We start from the raw sequence: 525 nt of genomic DNA, 5'->3' as shown, positions 1-525 counted from the left end.
TAGCAGCGTCTGTATTAGCTATAGTACTAATGATTGTACTATTTTATTCAGGCAAACACCCCATGTTAATTCCTATATTTTATGACTACCGAATATTTCTGTTTGGTGTCATCATTTTCTTTTCGATCAAAGAATATAGAGAATACTACAATGGCGGCATACTTCATTTTTGGGAAGGATTGGTAAATGGATTTATCACCTACCTGATAGTAGCTATGATTGCTGGAGCGTTTATTTGGCTATTTTCTATTGTTGTACCAGATTTCCTGGATCAGTATGTGGCAGGCACGATCAAAGGACTGGAGCTGGACAAGCAACAATTAGTTTCTGATGGGTCAATTACTATTACAGAAGAGGAGTATCAGAAGCAGGTTGCATTATTACGTACTATTACGCCATCGGTGCTTACGCTTGATTATATTATAAAGAGCCTGCTTATTGGATTTCCCCTCACACTTATTCTATCCGTTTTTCTCCGTAGAACGGAGGATCGATTTAAAAGCCGTTCAACAGCTGAATAAACCT

The 525-nt window shown here is 37.9% G+C and carries 1 protein-coding gene; it reads left to right on the top strand.

What is annotated here, in order from left to right:
* On the top strand, positions 1-521 hold a 521-nt coding region (locus E1176_RS00230; RefSeq protein WP_155208588.1), incomplete at its 5' end, for a DUF4199 domain-containing protein.
* Between the last annotated feature and the right edge of the window lie 4 nt (positions 522-525).

It is taken from the genome of Fulvivirga aurantia, assembly GCF_009711475.1.
Taxonomy (GTDB): Bacteria; Bacteroidota; Bacteroidia; order Cytophagales; family Cyclobacteriaceae; genus Fulvivirga; species Fulvivirga aurantia.
This window is presented reverse-complemented; position numbering and strand designations above follow the sequence as displayed.